This is a genomic window from Sphingobacterium thermophilum, from assembly GCF_039541675.1.
GTDB lineage: Bacteria > Bacteroidota > Bacteroidia > Sphingobacteriales > Sphingobacteriaceae > Sphingobacterium > Sphingobacterium thermophilum.
This window is the reverse complement of the sequence record NZ_BAABGR010000011.1, coordinates 1-26,084: the sequence shown is the minus strand read 5'-3', so window position 1 is coordinate 26,084 and position 26,084 is coordinate 1. Positions and strand designations below refer to the sequence as shown.

Below are 26,084 nucleotides of genomic sequence, written 5' to 3'. Positions count from 1 at the left end.
TCTATCGTAATTCTTTAGTGCCCTAGATTAAAAATACCCCTGTTTTTTACGTTCTTCCATAGCCGCTTCCGACACCTTGTCGTCCATACGTGCCCCTCTTTCACTCATCGTAGAGACCTTGATTTCGGCAATAATATCGTCTAATTCCGAGGCCTCAGAACTTACAGCAGCAGTACAAGTCATATCACCTACTGTCCTGAAACGCACGTATCTACGTTCCACAACATCCTCTTCGTCGATATGAAGACATGGAGCTGCTGCCAACCATTGGCCGTTGCGCCATACCACCTCTCTTTCGTGACTGAAGTAGATAGAAGGAAGCGCAATATTTTCCCGTTTAATATAGTTCCAGACGTCCAGCTCTGTCCAATTGGATATAGGGAACACGCGAACGTTTTCTCCCTTATTAATCTTACCATTGAAAATATTCCAGAGCTCTGGCCGTTGTCGCTTCGGATCCCACTGTCCGAACTCATCACGCACCGAAAAAATTCTTTCTTTAGCACGAGCCTTCTCCTCATCACGGCGTGCTCCACCAATACAAGCATCAAAACCGTATTTTTCTATGGTATCCAGCAATGTCACCGTCTGCAGCGCATTACGACTGGCATTTTTACCTTTAGGCTCTATCACTTTCCCTTGATCAATACTGTCCTGCACATAACCCACGATGAGCTTTTCCCCCAGGTGTTCCACCAACCAATCTCTGAACGCTATGGTTTCAGGAAAATTATGACCTGTATCAATATGCACCAAGGGGAAAGGAAATTTCCCCGGTCTGAAGGCTTTTTTGGCGAGATGTACCAATGTAATGCTGTCCTTACCTCCGGAAAACAACAAAGCCGGATTTTCAAATTGCCCTGCTACTTCTCGGAGTATGTAAATCGCTTCCGCCTCCAAATGATCTAAATAGTCCATTATCTACTTTACCCTTATTTAATTGAAATATTTTACTCCAAATTACTACGACTGTGTTATGTGCAGCCCACATTCTTTCTTGCTCTTATCTTCCCACCACCAACGACCTGCACGAAAATCTTCCCCCTCTCTTATCGCTCTTGTACATGGCTGACATCCTATACTCGGATATCCTTTATCGTGCAAAGGATTGTACGGGATATGGTGCTTTTTTATGTAATCTTCGACCTCTTGCAGACTCCAAGCAAACAGAGGATGTATCTTGATAATTTGATTTCCGGCATCCCACTCCACAAAATCCATACTCTCACGGTTGGGAGATTGCTCGGCACGAATACCCGTTATCCAGATATGATATCCTTTGATGGCGCGTCTTAGCGGCTCTATCTTGCGGATATAACAACATTCTTTTCTATTCTCTACACTCTCATAAAAGCTGGACGGCCCCTTTTGGGTCACCATCTCTTCCACTAAAGCTGCCTGGGGATAGTATGTTTTAATCTTTATCTTATAGTGCTCCAATGTTCGATTCCATACATAGTAGGTTTCCGGAAACAGACGCCCTGTCTCCAAGGTGAAAACATCTATTTTCGCACCAGCCTGTGCCACCATATGGGTAAGTACCTGATCTTCTATACCGAAAGAAGTAGACAAAACAGCCTTTTGCCCCCACTCTTCAGTAATCACCTGAATTATCCGCTCGGCAGCCAACCCTTTAAGCCGTTCTTTCAAAAGTTCTACCATAGCTTAGCTTATCAACGATCTTGTATGTTCATTTAACATTTTTATTTTCATTTTAATATCACCTTTTAACTGAAGTCTTAATTCATTCATCAGCTCCAGAGTCTCGTCGATTTCTTCGGGGAGCAGATCATTTAAAAATTCCTTCAATCGCTTTGCTATAGTGGGCGATTTACCGTTGGTAGAAATCCCTATCTTCAAATTGCCCTTCTGCACTATAGAACCTAAATAAAAGTCACATAATTCGGGCTTGTCAGCCACATTAAGTAATATGTTGTGTGATTTTGTCATAGTTCTTATCTCTTCATTCAATGAGCTATTGTTGCTAGCGACGATTACTAAGTCCTTACCTTCCAAATCAGTTTCTCTGAAGGGACGTCTCTCAAAATGTACGGTATCCTTATCCGCAATATAGGCTGTAACCTCCGGGATGATATGTTCAGCAACGATAAGCACATTAGCCTTAGGCGCATTACGGAATAGCGCCTGTAACTTTTCCAACCCCACTGGACCGGCACCTACAAGCAATACTTGAAGTTGTTCTAACTTGACGAAGATGGGGAACAACGTATTCATTGAGCCTCCAGCTTTTGTATTTCTGATTTCAATATTTTAAACTCCTTGTGTTTGGCCACTACTTCGCCTATTACGATGATAGCCGGCACTCCCAACATATGCTGTTGAACCTGCTCAAGAATGGTATTCATCGTGCCTACCACCACCTTCTCATTCGGCAACGAACCGTTCTGGATTAAGGCAATAGGCAAATCACCTTTACCATTAATCTCATATAACTCTATTATTTTCTGCAATTTGGAATACCCCATCAAAACTACTACTGTAGCATTTGTTTTTACCGCTTGATAAAGGTCTTCCGACAACTTTCCGTCAGTTGTAGATCCCGTTATTACCCAAAAGCTCTCACTGATGCCACGATAGGTAAGGGGAATTTGCTGTAATCCTGTAAGGCCAATAGATGAAGATATGCCTGGCACGACCGCTGTAGGAATATTAAACTTTCGAACGTAATCCAGCTCTTCACCACCCCGTCCAAAAACGAAGGGGTCTCCACCTTTCAGACGTACCACGTGCCCATGTGTCAGAGCGTAATCCACCATCAGTTTATTGATATAGTCTTGTGATGTGGAAGGTCTTTCCGCTCGTTTGCCTACATAAATTTTAGTACATGATTTTTTCGCATAGGCCAACAATTCATCGTTTACCAAAGCGTCATAAAGGATGACATCCGCACTTGCAATGGCTTTAATACCTTTTAATGTTATCAGCTCCGCATCACCGGGACCTGCTCCTACTAATGTTACAAATGGTCTTATATGATTGTTCATTATAATCTTTCTAATTACTAACTACCCGCAACTCTTCTCTTCGTTCTGCTGCCTCATAATAAAAGGCTGCTGCCTGTTTGATATACACTTCGGCAAATTCTTTGGAAGGCTCATACTTATTGATTTGCAACACACGCTCGGTAAAAGATGTAGGGAAGGAGAATATTCCCTCATTAACATAGCGATTATCAAACTCACTAAGTACTGCAGCCTGCGTGCTTGCATTTACCCCTTTGTCGAGCAGAAGTGCCTTCGCTGTCCACACAAAAGAGCTGTAAGCATGATATATAGCATCTGCAAATTGGTCTTGTTCCAAAGCCTTATTGGCCCACTCTAGTTTTTCTTCAGCCTCGAAAAGCAGTGTTGCCACCAAATCTATAACCACGCCTGCACATTCACCCACTCCAATAGCTGTCTCAAAAGTGTCCTGATGCCCCCAGTCCACAAACTCATCGGCAGTAAGGGACGAAAGGTCCGACAGAGGCTTTAACAAGCGGTAAAAATAATCCTTACCTTGCCTATCATAATATGCATGAAAGTTCTCGGAAGACAGCTTATTCTGCTTGAAATCATTCAACAACAGATCCACTACCTGCAAGACTCTCTTGGTGGGAACTTTGATAACGCGTTCGGCTACACGGCCTTTACCATCTCCTATTGTGCCACCCCCTAACATCACTTGAGCGGCAGGTACAACCTTGCCTTCCACCTTCACCGAACTACCATGAAAGCCTATATGTGCAAGACCATGTTGCCCACAGGAATTCATACAGCCCGAAATCTTGATTTTCAGGTCTTGTTCGTAAACAAACTCTTCATGAAACTCGTGAATATACTGCTCCAGCACTCGTGCCATCTCTGTTGAATTGGAGATCCCTAGGTTACACGTATCCGTTCCAGGACAGGTGGTGATGTCGGCAGTGCTATCATAGCCGGGCTGAGCAAATCCCAATTCCGTAAGTAAATTGAAAAGATGCGGCAGAGACTCCTCACGGACAAACTTGAACAAAAGGTTCTGATTTTGCGTAATGCGAATGTCGTCAGCTACATGGTTTTGTATTCCTTCAACCAGTCTTCTCGCTTTCTCGGTAGGGATGTCTCCTGTAAGCACTTTGACATATACACCAAAATATCCTTTCTGCTTTTGCTCAAAGACATTCGTAAAGCGCCACACATTATATCTTTCTTTATCAATAGGTTCAACACATTCAACTTCAGTATTAGGTAAACTAGGAAGAGCTATAATATTATGATCTACAAATACTTCTTTTGCCTTAAGTGCTGTTTTTTCTTCCTCAATAAGGCGAAGCACCTCCTGTAAGCCTAGCTTCTGAACCAAATATTTAAACCTTGCCTTATTACGATTATTACGTTCTCCATAACGGTCGAACACCCGCAACGTAGCCTCTATATAGGGAATAACCCATTGTTCTTCCAAAAAATCGTACACCTCATAAGCCAGTATTGGCTGGGCACCCAGTCCGCCTCCCATCATAACCTTAAACCCACGCACTTCTTTGCCATCCACCACTCTTACTTTAGGAATAAAGCCAAAATCGTGGATATAAGAGAAAGCGGTATCTCTTTCCGAACAAGAAAAAGCTATTTTAAACTTACGTCCCATCTCTGCACAGATCGGATTACGCAAGAAGTATTCAAAAGTCTTTTGAGCATAGGGCGACACGTCAAATGGTTCTGACGGATCTATTCCTGCCGTCGGTGAGGCTGTAACATTGCGCACGGTATTGCCGCAAGCTTCGCGTAAGGTCATATCATCCTCCGCCAGTTTAGCCCAAAGCTCAGGAGTCTTATCCAGACTCACATAATGAATCTGAATATCCTGACGAGTCGTAAGATGCAGATTACGGGAAGCATACTCATCCGATATATCCGCAATTTTAAGAAGTTGTTTGAAGGTCACTTTCCCGAAAGGCAACTTGATACGTACCATCTGCACGCCGGGCTGACGCTGTCCGTACACTCCCCGTGCCAGCCTCAGTGAGCGAAACTTCTCCTCCGATAAACGCCCCTGCTGATATGCTCGAATCTTTCTTTCAAGCTCTATGATCTCTTGCTCTACAACGGGATTTTCTAATTCTGTTCTGAAACTTAACATGATAAAAAGTAAGTAGCTTTTCTATGTTTTTGGCTAAAAAGAGTTTAACTAAAACTCAACGGAAACAAAAGTATTAAATAAAATCCATAATTCCTATATAATCTACCAATTTACTATATTTTAATATTAAACAGAAAAAAAACCTGTAACGAATGTTACAGGAATACTTTATGTATTAGAAATTAGAAAATGTTTAATTATTTCTCATTATCACATGCCGACAATGAAATCTCCTCATCTTTCACAGCATTGATGTTTTGTATGCTTTCGAACGTGTTTTCTATTTTCTTACACAACTCCATTAATTTTATAATATTAGCGTCGGAAGAATTTTCAAATTGATCCATGTCGAACACATACGAATCTCCTTCCTCGAAAACGCTTAAAATTTCTTTTAGTTCTCCGGCCGAGGCAATATTAACAATCCGGGTAAAAATAATATTTCTAACGGTAGCTAGCATTTGTAGGGCTTCAATTACGTGATTTCTGTAGTCTTCCATAACATTAAAAGTTTTTATAGTTGGCCTTGTTGTAATACAATTAAACAAATTCTGTTGTATTACCAAAACGTTTAAGCAAAACTACAGCCACACTCTTTTAAAATAATAAATAATTATAATTTATTATTTTTCGTAGAAGATTTTCAGTTTACCTTACATTTTTACTATAACATTTCATTACCCTCACTCAAACATAAAAACACTTCGCTGCAGCACTAAAAGCATTACACAAAACTTAACTATTAGTAAACATCTATTTTATGCAAATCTGCCTATAATTTTATTTCTTTTGTAACAAAAAAAAGTGACCGAAGTCACTTTAATATTATCTTTATTGTTGGATTATTGCACTAAATTATGCCCGCCTTGATAAGCTCGTGTTCCATAGCCTGCTGAAGCTTGATGGCTTCTTCTCTAGCTCTTTCGGCGAAATCTTTTCCTGAAGAGGCATAAATGATACCACGAGTACTGTTGACCAACAAACCACAATCTTTATTCAATCCGTGCTTACACACTTCTTCTAATGAGCCTCCCTGCGCTCCTACTCCCGGCACTAAAAGGAAATGATCTGGAGCATGTTTGCGTATATCGACAAAGGCTTCTCCGCGCGTAGCGCCAACCACATACATCAGATTTTCGGGGCTACCCCAGGTGTTTACCTTATCTATAACTTCCTCGAACAGCTGCTTTCCTGAGCTATCTTTAAAATTCTGGAAATCTTTTGAACCTTCATTGGAGGTTAATGCCAATACGATAGCCCATTTACCGTCAAACTCCAAGAAAGGCACTACCGAATCCTTTCCCATATAAGGAGCTATGGTGATGGAGTCAAAAGACATTCCGGATATAGCCTGATCAAAGAAAGCCTGAGCATACATCTTCGAGGTATTACCTATATCCCCACGCTTGGCATCAGCAATGGAAAAACAGTTTTCCGGCAGAATATGCCATGTCTTCTGTAAGGAATGCCATCCTTTTACGCCATAACTTTCATAAAAAGCAATATTGGGCTTATAAGCCACGCATAAGTCTTCGGTAGCTTCAATTATAGCCTTATTGAAGGCAAAGATAGGATCTTCCTCTCCTAACAAGTGTTCTGGAATCTTTGTAATATCTGTATCCAGTCCAACACACAGGAATGAGCGTTTTATCTTGATTTGTTCTATTAACTGCTCTCTAGTCATAAAAAATGTTATTGATTAATAAGGTTTTGCATAAAATCCACCACCGAAGAGGCACTGTAATCGCGCATTCCCTGCTCTCTAGCAAAAAGCTTTCCTTCCTTATCCAAAATTACTGTTGTAGGGATGGCGTCGGACAGCCAATCTTTCGGAATGTCGCTATAGGGATATACTATTGGGAGGTCAAGGTTTTCTCCTTTCAAGAAGTCATTAGCCCCGCGGATGTTGTTATCAATCTCCACAAGAAGAAACTCTATCTTACCACTGTCCTTAAATTTGTCGTACAACTTTTGGATGGAAGGCATCTCCGCCTTACAAGGCGGACACCATGTTGCCCAGAAGTTTATAAAAACTACCTTACCCTTAAGGTCTCTCACATGGACAGGATTTCCTTTGTCATCCACAAAAGATACTGCAGGACCTCCTGTGACTGATATAGTCTGTTGCTCTTTTTCGGGCTCTTGCTGCGCTGAAGTCTCCAACTTGGGCCTGAACAAACCTAGCTTCATCAGCTGGCGCTGTACGAAAATTCTAGTATCGGGAATCAGAACCACGACTAACAGCACACCCCAGATGAAGTATGACCATATATTCTTTTTGGAGCCCTTAGTATTCATCACTATTATGTATCAAATTTTTCCAATTGCTTCAGTAAGGTAGCAAAATCTTTTGGATATTCTGCCTCAAAGACGTACTGCTTTCCATCGATGTTTATCTCCAGCTTTTTAGAATGCAGAGCGAAACGTTTCATGATAGGCTGCTCTTCCTGATTTTTGGATAAGGTATATCCCCTTTTTTTGATTTGTGACAGGTATACAGGCTTTCCTTTATACATCTCATCCCCTACTATGGCGGCATGTTGTGTAGCCAGATGAATACGTATCTGGTGCATCCTTCCCGTTATGGGCTTACATTCCACCAACGTGAAATGCTTAAAATATTTAATACTGTTGAATATAGTTTCGGCCTGTTTACCTCGAGCACGATCTATCGTTACATTCTTATTACCTTGATTCAATATCGGCAGGTCTACTTTCAGGTCATTGAAAATATGGGTCCCTTGGATGACGGCGTGATAAATCTTATTCACCCGACGGCGTTCGAACTCTATAGACACCAAGCGGTATGTTTCCGGGTTTTTGGCGATTAGCAGCACGCCGGAAGTATCTTTGTCCAGACGGTGACATACTTGAGCGTCAGGCCAGTACTTCTTCGCCAACCGCAAGATATTGACCTCACCTCCCTCCCGTTCGTCCAAAGAAGCAATGAACGGCGGTTTGTTGATGGCTATAAGGTTGTCATCTTCATGAATGATAAGTTCGGAGAACTTAGGAAATTTAAATAAACGGTTTTCGTTTTGCGTCATACTGCAAAAATAGCAAAACAATATGAGTATTTGTGACAAATGCGCTTTTTGCAATAAGATGAGGTTATACCTATTTATAATTCCTATTTTTGCAGCAAAACATTCTGAACATGTCTGTACATAAAACCATAAAAAGGGTAACTACTTCCGCTATTCGGGAGATGAAGATGCGCGGAGAAAAGATCAGCATGCTTACAAGCTACGACTTCACCACGGCACGCATCCTCGACGAGGCCGGAGTAGATGTAATCTTGGTGGGAGACTCTGCTGCCAACGTTTTTGCCGGCTATGAAACGACATTGCCTATAACCTTAGATAATATGATATACCATGCAGCCGCCGTGGCACGCGCCGCAAAACGAGCATTGGTATTGGTGGATTTACCTTTCGGTGAATACCAAGGCTCTACCGAGAAGGCTTATGAAGCGGCCGTACGCATGATGAAAGAATCTGGAGCGCACGCCTTAAAATTGGAAGGCGGCATAGAGATTATAGACAACATTAAAAAAATTGTGAAAGCCGGAATTCCTGTGTGTGGGCATCTGGGACTTACCCCCCAGTCAATATACAAGTTCGGTGACTTCGGCGTACGCGCCAAAGAAGAAGCGGAAGCTGAAAAGCTCAAATCCGATGCCTTAGCCCTACAGGAAGCTGGATGTTTTGCCATCGTATTGGAAAAAATTCCGGCAAAGTTAGCCGAAGAGGTTTCCAACATGTTGCATATCCCTACCATAGGCATAGGTGCCGGCAGCGGTTGCGACGGCCAGGTGTTGGTAGTAAACGACATGTTGGGTATGACCAAAGATTTCAAGCCTAAGTTTTTGCGTCAATACGCCAACCTGTATGAGACTATCTCCGCCGCGGCTACACAATATGTTTCCGACGTCAAAAGCAAAGATTATCCTAACGAGAACGAACAATATTAAACCATAGCGAGTAGATGACCAAAATCATCATCATAGGAGCCCTTATTGCGATACTTTTCTACTCGATAGTACGAAAGCTCGGCGGTATGAATTCTTCTTATACGCAAAGACTTTCCACCCCGTCGGAAATTATCGCCATAAGTGCTTCGCTCGCCATCTATAAGTCCTTGCTCCGAAAGACGCTACTATCCGTGGGAACAGGAGTTCTTATTCTGTTGGTTTGCATCATCCTAGCAGCAAAATTCAAAATAGCGCTAATCATGCTCCCCTTGAGCTTTTATCTTATAGGGCAGTTCTTCGTATTGAGCAACCATATTAAAGCCGTAAAAAAACAACGCATATTCTACAACCGCAACACACATGATATGGAGGTAGATTTTGCAGATGGCAAAAAAATAAAGTTCAACCTTCTTACAGACACCATAAAAGTCAAAGAGGTGAAAGCCGTACAGAAAAACAATGGTGTACTCTTAGGCTATTTCAGCCTAAAAACCCATTCCCACACAGTGAATATCCCCTATCTTATCGCTCTCAATGGCGATACACAACCTTTCTTCAACACCCTTCAATCCTTTGACAGAGAGATTGAAACAAAATTGTTTCCCGTAATTTAATTTGATATATTTGATTTAGAACAATAAATCAAATATCGCTTTTATGCGTTTAATATTTCTCCTATTAACCGGAAGTATGGTTCTGCTTTCATGCGTGAACAACAGTAAACCTTCTACACAAGAAAAGGCTGAACAGCAAAAGCAGGACAGCCTCGAAAAAGTCCGTAAAGAACAAGAAGAAGCCGAAAAGCAAAGACCTCGAACTGTTGCCGACATCAAACTGAAAAAAGAATTAAAGTATGACAGATATACCTTGGATGACACATATAAATACAAGGATACCGTACGGCAGTTTCAATGGGAAAAAATTAAGGAAAAACTAGCACAGATCGAAAATCTACAGCATGGAAATAACTTCTACGCCATAGTTTCCAATTACAAAAATAAAAATGGAGAAGCTCCTACTGTTCCCAACTACAAAAGAAACGCCTACAAAAGGGTTTCCGACACCTTAGGCACAGAGCGCTACCAATCGGCACCGCTCTATGAGGTAGGTAACGACAAGCATCCTGTAATCTACGGCCGCGACGGCTCCCTCGTCAAGCTGCTTAGTAGCGACACCCTAAAGATGGTAAAAGTGCAAGGCTTAACCAATTTCGAAGGGGAATGGGAAATCCCGCGTCGCTACCTAATCCTCATCGGAGATACAGTGACATTCAAACATGTGGTTGTCGTCGACGTCAAAAATCAAAACATATGTACACTAGATCACGTGGAGGATACATGGTATGTCCGCAGTATGAATGCTGCCACGACAGGAAGACATGCACCTCCCTACGCTATGGAAACACCCGTAGGAATTTTTGTTGTACAAGAGCGTAAAGCCAAAATGTTTTATTACAAGGATGGCACAACCTCTATAGAAGGTTTTGCTCCATGGGCTTCCCGGTTCACAAATGGAGCCTATATTCACGGCATTCCTGTGAACAACCCAAAAGGACAGATTATTGAAACCAGTCCTACTTTGGGCACCATTCCGAGGTCACATATGTGTGTTCGCACGGCCTCCTCTCATTCTAAATTTATATACGATTGGGTGAAACCACATTCTTCACTTGTAATTGTCATAGATTAACCATAAGTTAAAAATTAACATTTATTAACACAATTATAAAATACTGATAACGAACTTTGTAAGTCATCAAAAGGATAAGTGCGTATGAGAAATTCAATTTTTATTGTGATGATAGCAGTGTTGGCTGGTGTTGTCACAATTATTAGTCAGTCCGGGGCAACCTATTCCCAAACCGACCACAAAGACAGCCTAGCCGATAACTTCACCCCTCATAAAATTGTGGAAAAACGTTCCTTGGTGGAAAAGCTCTATAAGGAAGTAGGGTTGGAAGACAAATTGCAATATGATGCCTTCGAAAAGGCTATGGTCGGCTACGAACAGTTAAATCCGAAAAATAAGAACATCATATCTATCATAGATTTTACGCTTCCTTCTACAGAAAAGAGACTCTATGTCATCGATATCAAAAACAAGAAGTTGCTGTATCATACGATTGTGTCTCATGGGCGCAACAGTGGTGAGAAGTACGCTACTTCTTTTTCGAATAGACATGGCTCGCATCAGAGTTCTTTGGGATTCTATATTACGGAAAACACCTATCAAGGAGGAAACGGCTATTCTTTAGTATTGAACGGTCTTGAAAAGGGCATTAACGACCAGGCTAAACCGAGGGCCGTAGTCATCCATGGTGCAGATTATTGTAGTGAAGCCGTCATAAAATCTACCGGAAGACTGGGTAGAAGCTACGGCTGTCCTGCCCTTCCGCGTGAGCTTGCTAAGCCGATTATCAACACGATAAAAAACGGCACCATGCTCTTTATATATGCACAGGACCAAGACTATATGGCCCAGTCCAAGATTCTTAAACAAAGTCAGTCCTTATTGGCTCAGCATATCGATGATGCTGACTCAAGCAGTTTTACGTATTAATTGCCGCTATTATTGCAAAAAAGCTGACCCTAGAGGTCAATTTTTTTTTGCATATTATTCGCAATCACGCTTATCACCAGAATCTGAAAAGCATGATAAAGCATAATCGGAAGAAAATATAATCCCGCATAAGGATTATTAACGAATAGGAACTTGCCAAACACACTGCCATGGGTAAGCGACTTCTTCGAACCACAGAATAAGGCAGTAATCTCATCTTCTCTACTGAATCCTAATAATTTGGAGACCAGATGCGTCAACCAATAAACCAGTATAAAGAGAACCACCACACCCATTGCCACAAATACCAAATGCTTGTAGCCTACTTCACCGAAGATGCCATCGACAAAGGAATGGGCAAAACTACCATAAACAATCAGCAGGATAACCAAACGATCGAAAGTAGATAAAGCTTTACTATGTTTTCTAGCCCAATTTCCTGCATAACGTTGCAACAAAAGTCCTAACATCACAGGAAGGATGATTTCCGTAAAAAGCCCCACATAAACATCTACAAAGACATTTTCCGTACGAAATACCAGAAAAAAGCTCATCCACAGCGGGGTAATCAATACGCCTATGAGTCCTGAAATGCTGGCATTGAAAATCGCTGCTGGTACGTTTCCTTTGGCAAGGGATACCATGACCACCGACGAAGAAACCGTCGAAGGTAATGCCGCCAAAAAGAAAAAAGAGAGCCACAGATTTTCATCTATTCCGCGACCTACTAAAGGTCTTAACAATAGCAACATGACGGGAAACAAAACGAATGTGATACACTGTACGACCAGATGCAATCTCCAGTTGCGCAAGCCATTTTTGATATCAGTAAGGCTTAATTTCAAGCCGTAAAAGAAAAAAATAAACGAAACTCCTACTGTGCTTATTGTTTCCAAAGTATTTCCGTCGCCATGAAGTGCCAGCTGAGGAAAAAAATATGCCGCAACAATGCTAAGAAACAGAAATAAAATAAAGCGATCTATTATCATGCCTTTCAAATATAACGCATTCCCACACACTTTGGAATAGTTTAACGACAGGATTATAAATTTGTTAATTTATTAACAAATACCTCATTAATTTGAATCATATATAATTATATTTGTATCACTATGAGTACAGCATCATATTTATCCAATAGAATCAATAGCCTGTCGGAATCGGCGACATTGAAAATGACCAAGCTTGGTCGTGAACTTGCAGCAAAAGGCATCAACGTAATCAGCCTCAGTGTGGGTGAACCGGATTTCAACACCCCAGATAATGTGAAAGAAGCTGCTAAGAAAGCCTTAGACGAAAACTACACACGTTATTCGCCGGTTGCGGGATATCCGGATCTGCGTCAAGCTGTAGTAGACAAACTGAAAAGAGAAAACGGACTAGATTACGATATATCACAGATTGTTATTTCTACAGGAGCAAAACAATCTTTGTCGAATGTGATTCTTACCCTGATAAATCCAGGTGATGAAGTGATCATCCCTACACCTTATTGGGTGTCGTATTCGGAAATGGTAACCCTTGCCGAAGGTAAGTCTGTATTTATCGACACGACTATAGAAAGCAACTTCAAGATTACGCCAGAACAATTGGAAGCGGCTATCACGCCTAAAACAAAGCTGTTCATGTTCTCCTCACCATGTAACCCTACAGGATCGGTATACAGCAAAGAGGAATTGGCAGGTCTAGCAAAAGTATTCGAAAAATATCCAAACATCTTTATCATCTCTGACGAGATCTACGAACATATCAACTTCGTAGACAAACATGAATCTATAGCACAATTCGATAGTATTAAAGACCGTGTAATCATCGTAAACGGCTTCTCAAAAGCTTATGCGATGACAGGCTGGAGATTGGGATATATAGCAGCCAACAAAGAAATCGCTGCCGCTAACGAAAAATTGCAAGGACAAACTACATCGGGAACTTGCTCTATAGCACAGCGTGCCGGCATTGCGGCCTATCAAGATGGATTGGAGTCTGTGCAGAAGATGAAAGAAGCCTTCGCACGCCGCCGCCAGCTTGTATATGATCTGTTAAACGACATTCCAGGAGTAAAAACAAACATGCCGGAAGGTGCTTTCTACTTCTTCCCTGAAATCAGCTCTTTCTTCGGAAAAAAAGATCCGGAAGGAAATGTCATTAAAGATTCTGCAGACTTAGCTTTATATTTGTTGAACTATGGACATATTGCTACCGTAGGTGGAGACTCTTTCGGAAACAACAACTATATACGTCTTTCTTATGCTGCTTCAGACGAAAATCTGAAAGAGGCTCTTCGCAGAATGAAAGAAGCTTTAGCCAAATTAGTATAATATCCATTAAATAATATCCTATTTAAAAGAAAAGGGGCCTAAACAGCCCCTTTCTTTTTATAAGAATCCAAACCCTCTCGAAAACTCTTCGCTTTCAGCCTCTATCTCTTCGGTCTTGTGGACGCGTTGCCATGTCATGTACACATGTACTAACTGCCCACCCGACAGAACAGGATCCACGGACTTCTGATACATGATATCTTTTTCAAAATCCATCTTTCGTACTTGCTTCTCTCTCTCCCAGTTGGGATGTAAAGAGGTTATAATATTATACGTAACCCTCGAATATTCACTATCTATCGTATATGTTCCTGAAAATGCTATATATTGTTTGGCTCTGGCAGCAAGGTCACTATCAGAAACCGAAAAACGGTCTTCATTTTCATATCTGCTTGACGTATTGACGGCAATCTGTACCGACATGAAGCCATCTGGACTTAAAATCAGTATGCCTTTAGGTTTTTGGCCTAACGGAAATTGATAATCATCTCCCCCTACGGGAATTTCAATATAGGATAACAACTTCCACGAGCCTACAATTTCGTTTTTCAATGAAGTCATAGTTTAGTATTTACGGTGATAACGCTTAAAGGGAACTTTTAGTTTAAAAAATTTTATCAATTTACATTTTTATGAAAATATATGCCCCTAAACCGTAATTTTGGGGAAAGAAAAGCCTGATGATGAACAACAATACCTGTCCTTGTGGAAGTGCCCGAAATTACTCCGACTGTTGTGGAAAAATACATAGCGGCAGGGAGGCTGCTCAGGATGCAGAAGCTTTGATGCGCGCCCGCTACAGTGCTTTTGCCCTGCAAAATATAGATTTCATATATAACACATTCCACCCTACCACCCGAAGATTTCAAAACAAAAAAGAGATTGCCACTTGGGCACAGGCTTGTAAATGGATACATCTAGAAATCATACGCTCCACAGTAAATACTGTAGAGTTTAAAGCCCACTATCTCGACGAGGAAGGACAGCCACATATACACCACGAAAAGTCCTCCTTCAAAATGCTTAACAAGCAGTGGTTTTATGTAGACGGAAAAATTTTCGCTTAAAAAAGAAGGGCTAATCGTGTAGATTAGCCCTTTATGATGGATTTTAATAACCGTTTTTAGTTACTGAAATAAGCTCTTACGTTTTTACCTTCCACCCAGTTCATGAAGGCTTTATTCACAACTTTATTTCCTCCTGGCGTTGGATAATCACCGGAGAAGTACCAGTCTCCTCGGTGGTTAGGACATGCTTCATGAAGATTTTCCAAAGTCTGGAAGATAATCTGCAATTCAGCTTTCAGATGGTGAGGTCTTACGATGTTAGCTATCTCTTCCGAAATTTCCTCATAAGTGAAAGGTTCGTAGATAGCCTTCACATAGTTCTCCACCTGATCTTTTGGAAGGGTAATCGACGCCAGACATTTTTGATACACCTCGTCGATGATGCGTGACATACCATTTCTGCGCAACAGATTTATCGCCGCTTCGAATGCCACAAACTCACCCATCCTAGACATATCAATACCATAACAGTCCGGATAGCGGATCTGAGGCGCTGAAGAGACAATGATAATCTTCTTAGGATTCAGACGGTCCAAGATGGTAAGGATGGACTGTTTCAGTGTAGTACCACGCACAATAGAGTCGTCAATAGCTACGATGGTATCTTGATGATCGCGTACAATACCGTAAGTAGTATCGTAAACGTGCTGTACCATGTCTTGGCGGTCAGCATCTTGAGTGATAAACGTACGCAATTTGGCGTCTTTAATATTAAGCTTCTCAAAACGAGGGTGCAAGCTCAATATTTCGTTCATCTCCTCATCAGAAACCTTATCACTGCGATTCAGCAACACTTCTTTCTGATAGTCGCGCACATATTTGTTCATCCCTTCCATCATACCGTAGTAGGATACTTCCGCAGTGTTAGGGATGAAAGAGAATACTGTATTTTTGATGTCGTGGTTGATTGCTTTCAACACCTGAGGGCAAAGAAGCATTCCCAGCTTCTTACGCTCTTGATAGATGTCAGCATCCGAGCCTCTAGAAAAATATATTCTTTCGAACGAACAAGATTTTTGTTCTGTAGGTTCTCTGAACATCTCTTCGGTGATGGTGCCGTCTTTTTTCACAATCAGCGCATGGCCCGGCTTGATCTCTTTCACCGCATTCAATGGCACATTAAATGCCGTCTGGATGACAGGGCGTTCGGACGCTACCACCAACACTTCTTCATCTTGATAGTAGAAGGCAGGACGTATACCTGCAGGATCTCGCATCACGAAAGCATCACCATGCCCCATAATTCCGGCAATAGTGTACCCTCCATCCCATGTTTTTGCCGAGCGTGTAAGGATCTTGGCAACGTCTATATGTTTGGCTATAAGAGCCGATATTTCAACGTTAGAATAACCTTCTTTTTTAAATTGGTCGAAAAGGTTTTGGTTTTCCACATCCAAGAAGTGACCGATTTTTTCCAACACGGTTACGGTATCGGCCTGCTCTTTAGGGTGCTGTCCCAGATCGTACAGCTGCTGCAGCAACTCATCTACATTTGTCATGTTGAAGTTACCTGCAACAACAAGGTTACGCGTCATCCAGTTGTTTTGTCTCAAGAAGGGATGGCAGCTTTCTATGCTGTTTTTACCGTGTGTTCCATAGCGCAGGTGCCCTAGAAGTACCTCTCCGGTGAAGCTTACATTTTCTTTCAACCATTGAGGGTCTTTAGATTCTTCCGGATACGCCTTATGTACAGCTTCAAACTTCTTCTGCACATATTCAAAAATATCAGCTACCGCTGATGCCCCCATCGCTCTATATCTGCTTATATAACGATGACCAGGCTTTACATCAAATTTGATAGTAGCAATACCCGCTCCATCCTGACCACGATTGTGCTGTTTCTCCATGAGAAGATACAGTTTGTTAATGCCGTAGTAAGGGGTGCCATATTTTTCCTGGTAATATGAGAGGGGTTTTAATAATCTGATTAGTGCGATACCACACTCGTGTTTTATAGCGTCACTCATAGTCTGAATTGATGCTGCAAAGTTACAAAAATTACAACGTGTAAAAACACCTCCACTTCTTTTTTACAGAAAAAAAATACATACCACCTGTTTTACAACAAAGTCTCTAGACTTCAACACATTTCATCCTCACAATTTCAACATTTGCCCTCCACAAAATAAAAAAACTCGGCCAGAAGGATTGACCGAGTCATCATAATTTAGATAATATTAAGGAGGGAAATCTTATTACAGTTTTTCGCCGTGCTGCGAAATATCCAGCCCCACTTCTTCGTCCTCTTCTTTCACACGCAACGGAGTGATTACATCTACAGCTTTAAGCACGATGAATGCCATCACCAACGTAAATGCTACCGCACCTACCAGTCCTATAAGATGGGCTACGAACAAACCTGTTTCGCCATAGATAAGTCCATTTGTCGTCACCGCCTCATTAATAGAGCCATGAGCAAACACACCTGTCAGCACCATACCTACCATACCACCCACACCATGACTTGGAAACACATCCAAAGTATCGTCAAGCTGGGACTTCGTTCTCCACTCGATACAGATACGGCTTATCACGGCCGCTACAGCACCTATCACAAAAGAATGTGGAATAGTTACAAATCCCGCAGCAGGCGTGATGGCTACCAAGCCTATCACCACACCTATACATACTCCCATGGCCGAAGGTTTGATACCTCTTGCCGCATCAAAGAAGATATATGTAAGCGCTGCAGCTCCCGACGCAGTGGATGTCGTCGCCAACGCTGTTGCTGCCAGCTGTGACGCTCCAAACGCCGAGCCGGCGTTGAATCCGTACCAGCCGAACCATAGCAATCCTGTTCCTAATAATACATACGTGATGCGGGCCGGCGTATGCTCGTGAAACTGCTTCCCTTGCTTCATATATATCGCTGCAGCAAGAGCCGTCAAGCCGGCCGACATATGCACTACCGTACCGCCGGCAAAGTCCAAGACCCCTAATTTGCATAGCAGGCCGTCAGGATGCCATGTAGCATGCGCCAAAGGAGCGTAAATAAAAACAAAAAACAAGCAAACAAACAACACATATGAAGTGAATTTGATGCGCTCCGCCACAGCTCCCGTAATCAAAGCCGGCGTGATGATAGCAAATTTCAACTGATACATTGCAAACAAGGTAAAAGGTATAGTCGGCGCGCCAGCCCATGGCTCACCGTCAATCACACCTTTGAACATAAAGTATGTGGTAGGATTTCCGATGACACCACCTATGGAGTCGCCGAACACCAAAGAAAAACCAAACACAACCCATAATACTGCTACCACCGCCATACAGATAAAGCTCTGCAACATCGTCGAGATGACATTCTTCTTCTTCACCATCCCACCGTAGAAGTACGCTAATCCCGGCGTCATAATCAAAACTAATGCCGCCGCAGTCAAAATCCATGCAATATCTGCCCCATTATAATCATAATCTTTAGTATGATTCGGAACAGAAGGATTAAAAAGAGATAAAATCACCAAAATAAACACCACGATCAGTGGAGAAAAAGATTTTTGTTGTGCTTTTTGCATATTTTTTATAGTTAATTTTCAATTTTGACTCAAAATAAAAACTAATTTACCATAAAAACAAGCAAAAAATTTAATTTTCATCAATTTTATATAAGAAAATATGTAAAAATATCAATAAAACACCCAAAAACAATAAACCAAATAAACAAAAAGACCAAAAACAACAACAAAAACAACCAAAAACCTCTTTACAACAAATAAATTTTAGCCTTTACACAATAAATTCTATCTTTAATTCATGAATGAGCTATTCAAAATTTATAAAGTAGGCCATTTTGAGGCTGAAAAGATAGACCAAAGTCCAAATAACCCACATCAGCATGATTTCGAAGAGTTGATTATCGGAATCAAGGGACAACTTATGCACTTTATAGACTTTGAAACCCAAACTATCAATGCTCCTTTTATTTCTTTTGTTTCGAAAGGGAAAATCCATAGAGCCAGCCCCAAAAAGGTTGAAGGCGAATGTGACTTTTGGGTAATACGCTTCAAGACAGAGTTTATTCCGGAAATCACATTTCAGCTATACAATTACTATCATGTCCAGGCTAATTTTAGGCTGACCACCTCCTACGCTATACAAAGGCTAGACACACTTTGTCGCCTCATATATGAGGAATATGTTCGGCAGAATAGCGAACTGGCAATCATTAAGGATCTACTGACAGCACTGCTCACCGTAATAGAAAGCGAAAGAAAAAAGGTTAGCACCACGACAGTAAATCTCACTAACAATCAGAATACAACCTTCAAAAATTTCCTGACTATACTAGAGGAAAATTTCCGTCGTCCTGAAGGCGTTGCCTTCTATGCCGAAAAACTCTTCATGAGTCCCAAGTCGCTGAACACGCTCACCCAAAACATATTGCATCAGTCCGTATCCGAGCTCATCGAAACGAGAAAACTTATAGAAGCCAAAAGACTGCTCCTGTCTACAGACAAAAGCATAGCAGAAATAGGATTTGAATTGGGATATAGCGACAAGGCTTACTTCACTAACGTATTCAAAAAGAAATCAGGACAGACTCCTTCCGAATTTAGAGAAGAGATGAAAAATATGCTTTCCTAAATTCACAACTTTTCGTCCGAAAATTTATACCATCCCTCCATCCTTTTTGCCGATCTTTGAATCTGAAGATAATAAGCTTATGAACAGAAAAGATTTTCTGGCCGCTGCCGCCGCTCTTCCTTTGACAGGTGCGGCACACAAGCTGAGCCAACTGCATAAATTCTCTAAAGAACTGGACAACAGCCCCAAGATGCCTGTCCTTTTCTTAGGACATGGTAGTCCTATGAATGCCATCGAGGAAAACGAGTTTGTACAGGGATTCCGAAAGGTGGGAGCACAGATAGAAAAACCCAAAGCGATACTGGTGGTATCGGCCCACTGGGAAACACGTGGCACTTTTGTCACCGCCATGGACAACCCGCCAACCATCCACGACTTCGGTGGTTTCCCTCGCGAGCTTTTCGAGGTGCAGTACCCTGCTCCCGGCAGCCCCGAGCTGGCACAATATACCAAAGAAATAATAACTTCCGCCGAAGTGCATCTTGACGACAAGTGGGGACTGGATCACGGTTCCTGGTCCGTCATCAAACACCTTTATCCTGACGCAGACGTACCCGTGATACAGATGAGCATAGACTACACACAGCCCCCTGCCTACCATTATGCATTGGCCAAAGAGCTTGCCATATTACGCAACAAAGGTGTGCTCATCGTAGGCAGCGGAAACATCGTACACAACCTGCGTATGGTGGCATGGCAGCACCTCAACACGACGGGATATGCCTACGACTGGGCTCAGTACGCAGATGAGAAGATGAAAGAGTATATACGTGAAGGTAACCATCAGCCTTTGATAGAATACTACAAACAAGGTAAAGAGTTTCAGCTGGCGGTGCCAACTCCCGAACATTTCATTCCTATGCTGTATGCACTAAGCTTGCAAGAAAAAAATGAACATATAGAAATCTTTAATGACGCGGCCGTAGGAGGCTCGCTGACGATGACCTCATTTAAAATAGGATAGTCTCATCCCTACTTTTGTTGGAGAATGAAACAGGGAGCACCACCTTCGACCTCCTGTTTTTTCTTACTACTCCTCTTGCAAATGTCTAACATTTCCTCTCAACACTCTGCTTACAACGATGTATTGCTATGAACATCTACCAAGGATATCGTCGTAGTACTACCGTTTTAGAATGCAATAAAAAAAAATTATATTTATACTGAACAAACCATTATTGCCTTGAAAAACATTTTTTCTTCATCGCCGGAGCAATACGCCAAATATAGGCCGGACTATCCGCAAGCCTTATTTGACTTTATTTATCCTTTGCTATCCAACAAGGAGTGCGCTTGGGATTGTGGTACCGGCAATGGTCAGCTGGCCATAGAGCTAGCCAAAGAGTTTAGAAAGGTAAAAGCCACAGACATCAGTGAGGAGCAGCTTCAACATGCGTTTACGGCTGACAATGTGGAATATTCGGTTCAAGCAGCAGAAAGCACCTGCTTCGAAGACAACAGCTTCGACCTGATCACGGTAGCCCAAGCTGTACATTGGTTCGAAATCGACAAATTCAACGAGGAGGTGAAACGCGTGGGAAAACCTAACAGTCTTATCGCCCTCATAGGCTATGAGTTGTGTTCCATAAGTCCCGAAATTGATAAAATCATACGCTACTTTTACGAAGATATTATAGGAAAATATTGGGACCCCGAAAGAAAACATCTGCAAAGTCAATATCAGTATATCCCTTTCCCGTTTAAGGAACTGGAAACACCATCCATAAATAACATTAAGCTATGGAGGTACGACCATCTTGTAGGCTACCTCAACACTTGGTCGGCAGTAAAGCATTTTGTTAACAAAAACAATTATAACCCCATAAGCGAAATAGAAAAAGACCTACGGCAAGCCTGGGGCAACATCGAATTGCGGAGGGTAATCTTCCCTATCATCTTTCGTGTGGGACGTGTGAAATAGAGCTCCTCATTGACAACATTGAAGATTTTTATTATTTTTGTGTAACATACTGTTACCGGGGTCGACTGGAATTGACAGGATAGTAATGGTTATGTAAGCATGTAGTGCGTTGATAGTTAAGCACTTTAATCTCACTATCAAAACAATAACTGGCGAAGAAAACTACGCCTTAGCTGCTTAATTTAGAATTAAGTTCAGCTTTTGTCTCGTTAGGCCTTGCTCTATCGCCTAACATCAGAGGCATCGACTTATAGAGCTGGTCGCTGTGACGTTGCTAAGCAGTGATGAGATTCAGCAACTAAGGAGAACGGTATAGGTAGGCTTCTCACCTTCCCTCTCCCGACAAACTAAGAGAAGCTAAACATGTAGAAAGCATAAATCATTCTATGTTTGGACGAGGGTTCGAATCCCTCCGGCTCCACAAATAAAGGGAATGAACAGTTTAAACAAATTGGACAATTCAAAGAATACGTTCTCGATATCGCAAAAAAACAGATAAACGAACATACAGATATATCATTTGACTATCAGCTATATAAAAAAGGGCGTTCTTTTGAGTTCATTCAAATATATGTTGATACCTCAAAAAACAACCCACAACAACTGGAAATAGACTATAAAGAACCTATCGAATATCAAAAAAATGTTAGAGCGGTTATGGCATATGGTATTAGCGAGGAATACGCTATACTGATTGTGAAAGATGGTTACGATGATTTTATCAAGTTTATTGAGAAAGTTAACGAGAGAGCACGAAAAGGGGAAATTAAGGTGGAGAATGCGCCTGCATACATAATTGGAACTTACCAGAAAAAAGGAATTTTACCAAACAAGTAATTTTTTTTATAAAATAAAAAAAATAATAAATTTAACTAACCAAATAAATTTATTCATTATGAAAAAGATATCTAACCTCTTCACAGTGATTACACTCTGTGTATCATTCGCATTATCATCTTGTGAAAAAAGATCAGAAGATTTAATTCAAGATGAAAAACTAACGCTTTTAAACTCCGAATTAAAAGCAATTAATGGTAATTTTGCAGTAAAAAATCTTTTCACAAAAAGCAAACTAGCATCTAATGAATTAACAACGCCTGATGACCCCACTTTACCAGATAAGCCGTTATCTTTTAAAAAGCTTTGTGCTGTTTTTTCTTCTGATGTAGCAGGAGCATGGGCAGGAACTTGGGCAGGTGGTAAAATCGGTGGTCTTGCAGGAACTGTAACTGTCCCTGGTATGGGAACTGTAAGCGGAGCTGCTGTTGGTGCAACAGTAGGTGCTGTCGTTGTAGGAGGAGCAGCTTCATACGCAGCCTCGGATGAAGTACCAGATACTACTTTAATCAATCACGCTTTATCAAATGAGGCGGAACCAATTTTAGGTGATGTTAACCAATCAGCTTATGATGGTCATAATAGAGTTTTAAATTCTTTAATCCTTAATAATCATGGAGCGGAACCTAGTGAAAATCCTTCACAAAATTCTCCATTCACTAATTTAACTAATAATGAACTATATATTGTTAATAATTATCAATCATTGATTAATAATACTTTAAATACTTTTAGTTCAGAAGTAAGTGTGAGCAATAGCAAAAATTTTGTGAAATCAACAATAAATGATGACAATTATTTGACTACAGTATCTGATATTTTTTTGACGGATTAAATTATTTAGAGACAAAAACAGATATTATAGATTATATAAATTCTTATAAGAATTATGTAATTAATACATCTAATTTAAGTCAAACACAAAAAACACAAATTTTAATTGCATTAGATGCAAGTAAAGGAAGTTTAGATTTTTGGTCTCCATTAAATTAAAAAAATAATGATAAATTCATTAAGTAATAAAACCCCTTTTATATTAAACATTTTTACCGCATTGTATTTAATATATATAATGCCTCAAAACATCTTTTTTGAAGAAAATTATAGTCTACTGAAAGCAACGTGTGTTATTATTGTTGACATTTGTTCTATTAGTATTTTAGTATACTCTTTAAAAATGATGTTATTCCCTCATAAAAAATAAAGAGGTATTGTTTTAAAGTGTTTAATAAATAAGTAATAACGTATTGACTTAAATACGTTATTACTTTAAATATTGTTTTATAGCATCCTCAATCAGTAATTTAACATTAGTGTTTTGCTCAACAGCTCTAAGCTTTAATTTTTTTATCATTTCCTTGTCAAGCCATAAAGTATAGCTTTGTTCTCCGTCTCTCTTACGCTCTTTTACTGGCACTACTTTTTGTTTCGGAACGTCATTTTTTTTGACATCTTTTAATTTAGCGAATGGGTCTTTGCTCATAGTAATTCCAATATTGATTTTGTTAACTCCTCGATTTCTTTTTTTGCCGTTTCATCACTTCCCGAATGGACACCCCCAGTAAGAAACGTATTGGTATATGCAACCCTGTCTCCTACTTCCGAAAGGATGGGTAAATCATATTCTTTTAACTGCTCTTTGGCCTGCTCGGTAATGTTAGCCCTGGGCTTTACCATGTTCAGAACTATTACGGCCTTAAGGTCGCTTTTTTCTTTCTGCGCCTCCTTTACAAGTTCTACGGTCGCACGTATGGCCATGATATCGGGTACGCCTGCTTTTGTCGGAATGATTACCAAATCCGATTGCAAAAATATCGGTTTCATGTTGTTCATGAGATACGGCGGTGTGTCCACGAATATAACATCGTAATCCTTTCTGAACGTATCTTTATTGTACGGTATTATATCTATTCCCTGTGCCATTCCTTGCAGTTGCATTGTTGAGCCTTGTGGGTCTGTGTCCGTCAAAGCTGTACGCACATTTCGTCCAAAACTATAAGCAAGATTTAACGCAAGCGTACTTTTCCCAACGCCCCCCTTTTGATGTGCAACTGTTACGATTCTCGCCATTGTCGTGATTTTGTTTACGTCAATGAAGGCGTCTAAAAAGGGCGCCTTCTTTAGTTTTATTATGGGCTTGTGGTCTGTAATGGTTTTAGGAGATTAGCCTAGGCCGCCAGCGGTTGATATGGGTAATTTATCCATGACTGGTCATAAATAAGCGGATTATTGTATTTACGTTCGTGGTTTGGTTCAGACGAAGTTGTTTTCAGGAGTTTTTTCGACCATTTTCTCAGGTTATGTCCTATACACATCAGGGCAAACTCGATATCTACCTTTTCAAGCCCTTTCATCGAGAACCTGTTGAACCGGTTGTTACTTTTCAGTTGGCCGAAGACAGCCTCCACTTCTATGGGGCGTTTGCTCCGGTGGTACTTTCCTGTTTCAGAGGTCAGCAGGTCCCGTGCCCTGGCCTTCAGTTCGTTCAGGCGGTGGTTGACTTCGATTGTCCTGTTGCCTTTGGCCTTATGGCATTGTCCCCGCATGGGGCAGCCTTCGCAGCGCTTGGCCCTGTAATAGCTCACCTGCGAGGTATATCCGTTAGTGCTTTCGCGCGTCCCCTTACCTACAAACTCCATCTTCTGTCCCATGGGGCATACATAGAAGTCTTCCTCTTTATTATAGTACAGGTTCTGCAAAAGGAAGGGGTTGTTCTTCTGTGCGCGTTTCTGCTCTTTATGGAAGTAATTGTACTTGACATAACCCTCTATTTTCTTTGATTCCAGCATCTCATAGTTCTCTTCACTGCCGTAACCCGCATCGGCCACCACTACATCACTCTGGCTTCCGTAGTTTTCTTCGAAGCTGTCAAGGTGGTCTTTCAGCGTAGTGGTATCTCCTGCACTCTGATGGATACTGTAATGGGTAATGAACTGTTCTTCCGTACTGATCTGCGTGTTGTAGGCCGGTTTGAGCTGCCCGTTCTGCATATGGTCGTCTTTCAGCCGCATGAAGGTGGCATCCACATCGGTCTTGCTGTAACTGTTCCTTTCTCCCAGCACCGCCAGTTGCTTCTCGTATTTTTCCAGCCTCGGAAGATGCTCTTCCCGCAGCTTTTTAAGCTGTTTTTGGGTAGGTTTTGCTGCTTCTTTGAGTTTTTCGTTCAGCGCGGAAAGTCTGTCCCGGAGTTCATCGCTCTTAATAGGCCTGGGGGTTTCATCCCTGCCCAGTTCCGATTGGTCCTGTCTTATCTGTGATTCAATGTCAGACAGCACGCTGCTTATCTTTGCTTCCAGTTTCACCTTGTTCTTTTCCACCGAGCCCTTCCATACAAAAGTGTAACGACCGGCTGCCGATTCGATCTTCGTTCCGTCTATGTACTGTACCTTCAGGCTGACATAACCAAGTTCAGCAAGCAGACGGACAACATCGGCAAAAAGTGACTGGATATGGCCCTTAAGGCGTTTGCCACGGAAGTAGTTAATTGTCCGGTAATCCGGTGTGCTGTGCCCTGATAGCCACATGAAATAGATGTTCTCCTGTAGGGCCCTTTCAATCTTACGGCACGAATAGATATTGCTCAGGTAGGCGTAGAACAGTACCTTTGTCGACTTCCCCAAATTAAGACTGCATAATTTTACAAAATTCTCATCAAATTAACCTAAACCTAAACACCCTAACACGCCTGTTTGTCGCTTTCAAAA

The 26,084-nt window shown here is 41.3% G+C and carries 26 protein-coding genes, 1 other RNA gene and 1 pseudogene; 12 read left to right on the top strand and 16 right to left on the bottom strand.

Annotation, left to right across the window (positions count from 1 at the left end; all coding sequences use genetic code 11):
- Nucleotides 1-27 precede the first annotated feature (27 nt).
- The 9 genes from cysD to ABD873_RS05630 all read right to left on the bottom strand — a co-directional run bounded on the left by cysD (nucleotide 28) and on the right by ABD873_RS05630 (nucleotide 8,168).
- Nucleotides 28-918, bottom strand: coding sequence for a sulfate adenylyltransferase subunit CysD (cysD, locus tag ABD873_RS05670; protein ID WP_345065837.1), 891 nt, complete (start codon nucleotides 916-918; stop codon nucleotides 28-30).
- Nucleotides 919-963: 45 nt separating this feature from the next.
- Nucleotides 964-1,662 carry a phosphoadenylyl-sulfate reductase gene (locus ABD873_RS05665; RefSeq protein ID WP_345065834.1) on the bottom strand — a complete coding sequence of 233 codons (699 nt, stop codon included), beginning with the start codon at nucleotides 1,660-1,662 and terminating at the stop codon, nucleotides 964-966.
- Nucleotides 1,663-1,665: 3 nt separating this feature from the next.
- Nucleotides 1,666-2,235, bottom strand: a complete 570-nt coding sequence (locus ABD873_RS05660) for a precorrin-2 dehydrogenase/sirohydrochlorin ferrochelatase family protein (RefSeq protein ID WP_345065831.1) — start codon at nucleotides 2,233-2,235, stop codon at nucleotides 1,666-1,668.
- Entirely contained in the window at nucleotides 2,232-3,005 is a 774-nt protein-coding gene (cobA, locus tag ABD873_RS05655) for a uroporphyrinogen-III C-methyltransferase (RefSeq protein WP_345065828.1), read from the bottom strand. Before cobA ends, ABD873_RS05660 begins: the two co-directional genes overlap by 4 nt.
- Before the next feature lie 10 nt (nucleotides 3,006-3,015).
- Nucleotides 3,016-5,121, bottom strand: coding sequence for a nitrite reductase (locus ABD873_RS05650; RefSeq protein WP_345065825.1), 2,106 nt, complete (start codon nucleotides 5,119-5,121; stop codon nucleotides 3,016-3,018).
- Between the two features lie 197 nt (nucleotides 5,122-5,318).
- Nucleotides 5,319-5,621, bottom strand: a complete 303-nt coding sequence (locus ABD873_RS05645; RefSeq protein ID WP_345065822.1) for a hypothetical protein — start codon at nucleotides 5,619-5,621, stop codon at nucleotides 5,319-5,321.
- A 350-nt stretch (nucleotides 5,622-5,971) separates the two neighbouring features.
- Nucleotides 5,972-6,805 carry an orotidine-5'-phosphate decarboxylase gene (gene pyrF, locus ABD873_RS05640; protein ID WP_345065819.1) on the bottom strand — a complete coding sequence of 278 codons (834 nt, stop codon included), beginning with the start codon at nucleotides 6,803-6,805 and terminating at the stop codon, nucleotides 5,972-5,974.
- Between the two features lie 8 nt (nucleotides 6,806-6,813).
- The gene (locus ABD873_RS05635) at nucleotides 6,814-7,419 is read right to left on the bottom strand and encodes a TlpA family protein disulfide reductase (RefSeq protein WP_345065816.1); all 606 of its coding nucleotides are present in this window, start codon (nucleotides 7,417-7,419) and stop codon (nucleotides 6,814-6,816) included.
- Between the two features lie 5 nt (nucleotides 7,420-7,424).
- On the bottom strand, nucleotides 7,425-8,168 hold the full coding sequence (locus ABD873_RS05630) for an RluA family pseudouridine synthase (protein ID WP_345065813.1): 744 nt from the start codon (nucleotides 8,166-8,168) through the stop codon (nucleotides 7,425-7,427).
- Nucleotides 8,169-8,278: 110 nt separating this feature from the next.
- Here ABD873_RS05630 and panB point away from each other — a divergent pair, with 110 nt between their 5' ends.
- The 4 genes from panB to ABD873_RS05610 all read left to right on the top strand — a co-directional run bounded on the left by panB (nucleotide 8,279) and on the right by ABD873_RS05610 (nucleotide 11,653).
- The gene (panB, locus tag ABD873_RS05625) at nucleotides 8,279-9,094 is read left to right on the top strand and encodes a 3-methyl-2-oxobutanoate hydroxymethyltransferase (protein ID WP_345065811.1); all 816 of its coding nucleotides are present in this window, start codon (nucleotides 8,279-8,281) and stop codon (nucleotides 9,092-9,094) included.
- A gap of 14 nt (nucleotides 9,095-9,108) precedes the next feature.
- Nucleotides 9,109-9,708: a hypothetical protein gene (locus ABD873_RS05620; RefSeq protein WP_345065808.1), complete on the top strand. Its 600-nt coding sequence runs from the start codon at nucleotides 9,109-9,111 to the stop codon at nucleotides 9,706-9,708.
- A 43-nt stretch (nucleotides 9,709-9,751) separates the two neighbouring features.
- The gene (locus tag ABD873_RS05615; RefSeq protein WP_039054393.1) at nucleotides 9,752-10,783 is read left to right on the top strand and encodes a L,D-transpeptidase family protein; all 1,032 of its coding nucleotides are present in this window, start codon (nucleotides 9,752-9,754) and stop codon (nucleotides 10,781-10,783) included.
- An 84-nt stretch (nucleotides 10,784-10,867) separates the two neighbouring features.
- Nucleotides 10,868-11,653: a murein L,D-transpeptidase catalytic domain family protein gene (locus tag ABD873_RS05610; protein WP_345065805.1), complete on the top strand. Its 786-nt coding sequence runs from the start codon at nucleotides 10,868-10,870 to the stop codon at nucleotides 11,651-11,653.
- 29 nt (nucleotides 11,654-11,682) lie between these two features.
- On the opposite strand, the gene ABD873_RS05605 is transcribed toward ABD873_RS05610, so the two are convergent.
- A complete protein-coding gene (locus ABD873_RS05605; RefSeq protein WP_345065802.1) occupies nucleotides 11,683-12,642 on the bottom strand; it encodes a bile acid:sodium symporter family protein in 960 nt (319 codons plus the stop codon).
- 123 nt (nucleotides 12,643-12,765) lie between these two features.
- Between ABD873_RS05605 and ABD873_RS05600 the strand changes: the two genes are divergently transcribed.
- On the top strand, nucleotides 12,766-13,971 hold the full coding sequence (locus ABD873_RS05600) for a pyridoxal phosphate-dependent aminotransferase (protein ID WP_231561581.1): 1,206 nt from the start codon (nucleotides 12,766-12,768) through the stop codon (nucleotides 13,969-13,971).
- Nucleotides 13,972-14,028: 57 nt separating this feature from the next.
- Here the strand turns inward: ABD873_RS05600 and ABD873_RS05595 are convergent, their stop codons facing one another.
- Nucleotides 14,029-14,532 (bottom strand): lipocalin-like domain-containing protein, encoded by a 504-nt coding sequence (locus tag ABD873_RS05595; protein WP_345065794.1) that lies wholly within the window; start codon nucleotides 14,530-14,532, stop codon nucleotides 14,029-14,031.
- Between the two features lie 119 nt (nucleotides 14,533-14,651).
- Between ABD873_RS05595 and ABD873_RS05590 the strand changes: the two genes are divergently transcribed.
- On the top strand, nucleotides 14,652-15,038 hold the full coding sequence (locus ABD873_RS05590) for a YchJ family protein (RefSeq protein ID WP_345065791.1): 387 nt from the start codon (nucleotides 14,652-14,654) through the stop codon (nucleotides 15,036-15,038).
- 56 nt (nucleotides 15,039-15,094) lie between these two features.
- Here the strand turns inward: ABD873_RS05590 and ABD873_RS05585 are convergent, their stop codons facing one another.
- Nucleotides 15,095-17,005: an amidophosphoribosyltransferase gene (locus ABD873_RS05585; protein WP_345065788.1), complete on the bottom strand. Its 1,911-nt coding sequence runs from the start codon at nucleotides 17,003-17,005 to the stop codon at nucleotides 15,095-15,097.
- A 228-nt stretch (nucleotides 17,006-17,233) separates the two neighbouring features.
- Nucleotides 17,234-18,553 carry an ammonium transporter gene (locus tag ABD873_RS05580; protein WP_345065785.1) on the bottom strand — a complete coding sequence of 440 codons (1,320 nt, stop codon included), beginning with the start codon at nucleotides 18,551-18,553 and terminating at the stop codon, nucleotides 17,234-17,236.
- Nucleotides 18,554-18,791: 238 nt separating this feature from the next.
- Here ABD873_RS05580 and ABD873_RS05575 point away from each other — a divergent pair, with 238 nt between their 5' ends.
- From ABD873_RS05575 to ABD873_RS05550, 6 genes are all read left to right on the top strand, one after another.
- Nucleotides 18,792-19,622: an AraC family transcriptional regulator gene (locus tag ABD873_RS05575; protein ID WP_345065782.1), complete on the top strand. Its 831-nt coding sequence runs from the start codon at nucleotides 18,792-18,794 to the stop codon at nucleotides 19,620-19,622.
- 79 nt (nucleotides 19,623-19,701) lie between these two features.
- Entirely contained in the window at nucleotides 19,702-20,586 is an 885-nt protein-coding gene (ygiD, locus tag ABD873_RS05570; protein ID WP_345065779.1) for a 4,5-DOPA-extradiol-dioxygenase, read from the top strand.
- Nucleotides 20,587-20,805: 219 nt separating this feature from the next.
- Entirely contained in the window at nucleotides 20,806-21,543 is a 738-nt protein-coding gene (locus tag ABD873_RS05565; protein ID WP_345065776.1) for a class I SAM-dependent methyltransferase, read from the top strand.
- A gap of 57 nt (nucleotides 21,544-21,600) precedes the next feature.
- Nucleotides 21,601-21,967: a transfer-messenger RNA gene (gene ssrA, locus ABD873_RS05560) on the top strand.
- Complete coding sequence (locus tag ABD873_RS05555) at nucleotides 21,934-22,380, top strand: hypothetical protein (RefSeq protein ID WP_345065773.1); 447 nt, start codon at nucleotides 21,934-21,936, stop codon at nucleotides 22,378-22,380. Before ssrA ends, ABD873_RS05555 begins: the two co-directional genes overlap by 34 nt.
- 58 nt (nucleotides 22,381-22,438) lie before the next feature.
- Nucleotides 22,439-23,215 carry a hypothetical protein gene (locus ABD873_RS05550; protein ID WP_345065770.1) on the top strand — a complete coding sequence of 259 codons (777 nt, stop codon included), beginning with the start codon at nucleotides 22,439-22,441 and terminating at the stop codon, nucleotides 23,213-23,215.
- 429 nt (nucleotides 23,216-23,644) lie between these two features.
- On the opposite strand, the gene ABD873_RS05545 is transcribed toward ABD873_RS05550, so the two are convergent.
- The 3 genes and pseudogenes from ABD873_RS05545 to ABD873_RS05535 all read right to left on the bottom strand — a co-directional run.
- Nucleotides 23,645-23,863, bottom strand: a complete 219-nt coding sequence (locus ABD873_RS05545; protein WP_345065767.1) for a hypothetical protein — start codon at nucleotides 23,861-23,863, stop codon at nucleotides 23,645-23,647.
- The gene (locus ABD873_RS05540) at nucleotides 23,860-24,450 is read right to left on the bottom strand and encodes a nucleotide-binding protein (RefSeq protein ID WP_345065764.1); all 591 of its coding nucleotides are present in this window, start codon (nucleotides 24,448-24,450) and stop codon (nucleotides 23,860-23,862) included. The genes ABD873_RS05545 and ABD873_RS05540 overlap by 4 nt, the downstream gene beginning before the upstream one ends.
- Before the next feature lie 203 nt (nucleotides 24,451-24,653).
- A pseudogene (locus ABD873_RS05535) lies at nucleotides 24,654-25,985 on the bottom strand (IS1182 family transposase); the annotation flags it as partial.
- Nucleotides 25,986-26,084 lie beyond the last annotated feature (99 nt).

Bases quoted from the DNA above. Each gene is read 5' to 3' on its own strand.
- cysD (WP_345065837.1), bottom strand. From the start codon at position 918: ATGGACTATTTAGATCATTTGGAGGCGGAAGCGATTTACATACTCCGA.
- ABD873_RS05665 (WP_345065834.1), bottom strand. From the start codon at position 1,662: ATGGTAGAACTTTTGAAAGAACGGCTTAAAGGGTTGGCTGCCGAGCGG.
- ABD873_RS05660 (WP_345065831.1), bottom strand. From the start codon at position 2,235: ATGAATACGTTGTTCCCCATCTTCGTCAAGTTAGAACAACTTCAAGTA.
- cobA (WP_345065828.1), bottom strand. From the start codon at position 3,005: ATGAACAATCATATAAGACCATTTGTAACATTAGTAGGAGCAGGTCCC.
- ABD873_RS05650 (WP_345065825.1), bottom strand. From the start codon at position 5,121: ATGTTAAGTTTCAGAACAGAATTAGAAAATCCCGTTGTAGAGCAAGAG.
- ABD873_RS05645 (WP_345065822.1), bottom strand. From the start codon at position 5,621: ATGGAAGACTACAGAAATCACGTAATTGAAGCCCTACAAATGCTAGCT.
- pyrF (WP_345065819.1), bottom strand. From the start codon at position 6,805: ATGACTAGAGAGCAGTTAATAGAACAAATCAAGATAAAACGCTCATTC.
- ABD873_RS05635 (WP_345065816.1), bottom strand. From the start codon at position 7,419: ATGAATACTAAGGGCTCCAAAAAGAATATATGGTCATACTTCATCTGG.
- ABD873_RS05630 (WP_345065813.1), bottom strand. From the start codon at position 8,168: ATGACGCAAAACGAAAACCGTTTATTTAAATTTCCTAAGTTCTCCGAA.
- panB (WP_345065811.1), top strand. From the start codon at position 8,279: ATGTCTGTACATAAAACCATAAAAAGGGTAACTACTTCCGCTATTCGG.
- ABD873_RS05620 (WP_345065808.1), top strand. From the start codon at position 9,109: ATGACCAAAATCATCATCATAGGAGCCCTTATTGCGATACTTTTCTAC.
- ABD873_RS05615 (WP_039054393.1), top strand. From the start codon at position 9,752: ATGCGTTTAATATTTCTCCTATTAACCGGAAGTATGGTTCTGCTTTCA.
- ABD873_RS05610 (WP_345065805.1), top strand. From the start codon at position 10,868: ATGAGAAATTCAATTTTTATTGTGATGATAGCAGTGTTGGCTGGTGTT.
- ABD873_RS05605 (WP_345065802.1), bottom strand. From the start codon at position 12,642: ATGATAATAGATCGCTTTATTTTATTTCTGTTTCTTAGCATTGTTGCG.
- ABD873_RS05600 (WP_231561581.1), top strand. From the start codon at position 12,766: ATGAGTACAGCATCATATTTATCCAATAGAATCAATAGCCTGTCGGAA.
- ABD873_RS05595 (WP_345065794.1), bottom strand. From the start codon at position 14,532: ATGACTTCATTGAAAAACGAAATTGTAGGCTCGTGGAAGTTGTTATCC.
- ABD873_RS05590 (WP_345065791.1), top strand. From the start codon at position 14,652: ATGATGAACAACAATACCTGTCCTTGTGGAAGTGCCCGAAATTACTCC.
- ABD873_RS05585 (WP_345065788.1), bottom strand. From the start codon at position 17,005: ATGAGTGACGCTATAAAACACGAGTGTGGTATCGCACTAATCAGATTA.
- ABD873_RS05580 (WP_345065785.1), bottom strand. From the start codon at position 18,553: ATGCAAAAAGCACAACAAAAATCTTTTTCTCCACTGATCGTGGTGTTT.
- ABD873_RS05575 (WP_345065782.1), top strand. From the start codon at position 18,792: ATGAATGAGCTATTCAAAATTTATAAAGTAGGCCATTTTGAGGCTGAA.
- ygiD (WP_345065779.1), top strand. From the start codon at position 19,702: ATGAACAGAAAAGATTTTCTGGCCGCTGCCGCCGCTCTTCCTTTGACA.
- ABD873_RS05550 (WP_345065770.1), top strand. From the start codon at position 22,439: ATGAAAAAGATATCTAACCTCTTCACAGTGATTACACTCTGTGTATCA.
- ABD873_RS05545 (WP_345065767.1), bottom strand. From the start codon at position 23,863: ATGAGCAAAGACCCATTCGCTAAATTAAAAGATGTCAAAAAAAATGAC.
- ABD873_RS05540 (WP_345065764.1), bottom strand. From the start codon at position 24,450: ATGGCGAGAATCGTAACAGTTGCACATCAAAAGGGGGGCGTTGGGAAA.